The following is a 2,228-nucleotide window of genomic DNA, read 5'->3' as shown; positions in this document are numbered from 1 at the left end:
CGACGAGCTTCTGACTAAGACCGCCGTAAAAGTACGTCAGGTTATTCGGATCAAGGCCGAGCTGGTGCAGAATCGTGGCGTGGACGCGCTTGACCGGGGTTGGGTTGATTGCTGCCGCGTAGCCCAGCTCATCGCTCTCGCCGTAGCTGACGCCGCCCTTAATTCCGCCGCCCGCCATCCACATCGTGAAGCCGTAGGAGTTATGGTCGCGGCCATCTCCCGTGGCATGGGCCGTGCGCCCGAACTCCCCGCCCCAGACAACCAGGGTTTCGTCTAAAAGCCCACGCTGCTTGAGATCCTTAAGCAAACCGGCGATGGGCTTGTCCACACGGCCCGCATTGCGGTTGTGGTTGGGCACCAGGTTGCCGTGCGCATCCCAGAAGTTCAAGAAATCCGTGTTGCCGCCGCCCGCGTAGAGCTGGATAAACGGAACACCGCGCTCGACCATGCGCCGTGCGAGCAAACACCGAAACCCAAAGTCTTTGGTGTGCGCCTCATTCAGCCCGTACATTTCTTTGATGCTCTCGGGCTCTTTGGAAATATCAACGGCCTCGGGAGCGGTGCGCTGCATCTGAAACGCCAGCTCGTAGCTCGCGACGCGGGCGGCGAGGTTGGAGTTGTCCTCGCGCGGCTTGCGGTGCGCCTGGTTCAGATCACCAATCGCATCGAGTAGCTCGCGCTGGTGATCGGGGGCCATGCCACTAGGGCGGGAGAGATCGAGAATCGGGTCGCCCGCTGAGCGCAGCACCGTGCCCTGGAACTTGGCGGGCATGTAGCCACTCGCCCAGTTCTTCGCACCAGAGATCGGGCCACCGGTGGTATCGAGCATCACCACAAAACCGGGTAGCTCTTTCGCGTCGAAACCCAGACCGTAGTTCACCCAGGTCCCCAGGCTCGGCGAGCCCGAGAGGATCTTGCCGGAGTTCATCTGGAGCATTGCGGAGCCGTGGATCGGGGAGTCGGAGTAGACAGAATGCAGATACGCAATGTCATCGGACAGGGCCCCCACATTGGGGAACAGATCGGAGACGTGCTTACCGCACTGACCGTACTGCTTGAACTTCCACTTAGGCCCCATGAGTGTGAGGGGAATGGTCTTGCCCGCATTGCGAAAACTCTTGATATTGACGGTCTTGCCATCGCCCTTGACCAGCTCGGGCTTGTAATCAAACGTGTCTACCTGGCTGGGGCCGCCGTACATGAATAAGAAAATCACGCTCTTGGCTTTTTTACCCCCCAGCCCCCGCCCAGCGGGGGGGAGGGGGCTGGCTTGTGCCTGTTTAGGAAAAAAGCCATCGGTGCCCAGTAGGCCCGTCAGTGCCAGACCCGTGAAGCCCGCTCCGGCCTCCCACAAAAACTCTCGTCGTGTTCGTTTACAAAAATCGTTGCTCAAACCAACCCCCTAGCCCCCGCGCGGCGGGGGAATATGGTGAATATGCATCAATTTTATCCTACTTGCAGGTACAATGAACCGCTATGCGCAAGAAAGTTTCAATTATTGGTGCGGGTTTTGTCGGCTCAACCTGCGCCCACTGGATCGCCTCCAAAGAGTTAGCCGACGTCGTGTTAATTGACATCTTCGGTGGTGTCGCAAAGGGCAAGGCATTGGACCTGCTCCAGGCTGGCCCGGTCGAGGGCTACGATCTGAGTATCACCGGCGGCGATGATTTCGCCGCAATGGCGGGCTCAGACATTGTCATTCTCACATCGGGTGCGCCCCGCAAGCCCGGCATGACCCGCGAGGACTTGGTTGCCGTAAACGCGGACATCACGGCCAGCAATATTGAGAAGATTAAAGAGTTCGCTCCGAACTCTATTGTGCTAATCGTCAACAACCCCATGGACACGATGGCGACTCTGGCGTGGAAAGTCTCGGGCTTTCCCAAAAACCGCGTCATCGGCCAGGGAGGCGTGCTGGATACGGCGCGCTACCGGACCTTTCTGGCTCAGGAGATCGGCTGCTCCGTCGAGGATATTCAGGCCATGCTGCTAGGCGGTCACGGCGACGAGATGGTGCCGCTCCCGAGCTACACCACGGTGGCGGGCATTCCCATAACCCACTTCATTCCTGAGGACAAGCTCAGCGCCATTGTCGAGCGTGCCAAAAAAGGCGGCGCGGAGATCGTCGCGCTGCTCGAAAAAGGCTCAGCCTACTACGCTCCTGCCGCCGCGACCGTGCAGATGGTCGAGGCGATTCTCAAGGACAAAAAACGCATCCTCCCCTGCTC

2 protein-coding genes are annotated in these 2,228 nt (G+C 59.3%); one reads left to right on the top strand and one right to left on the bottom strand.

Translation table 11 applies throughout. From position 1 onward, the window contains the following. On the bottom strand, positions 1 to 1,393 hold a 1,393-nt coding region (locus ACH2EH_RS03575), incomplete at its 3' end, for a DUF1501 domain-containing protein (RefSeq protein ID WP_395139042.1). 83 nt (positions 1,394 to 1,476) lie between these two features. Here ACH2EH_RS03575 and mdh point away from each other — a divergent pair. Further along, positions 1,477 to 2,228, top strand: a 752-nt coding sequence (gene mdh, locus ACH2EH_RS03570) for a malate dehydrogenase (RefSeq protein ID WP_395139040.1), incomplete at its 3' end; no start/stop codon positions are given.

It is taken from the genome of Armatimonas sp. (assembly GCF_043760365.1).
Classification (GTDB): Bacteria; Armatimonadota; Armatimonadia; order Armatimonadales; family Armatimonadaceae; genus Armatimonas.
The sequence above is the reverse complement of the archived record's forward strand: the minus strand, read 5'-3'. Positions and strand labels throughout refer to the sequence as shown.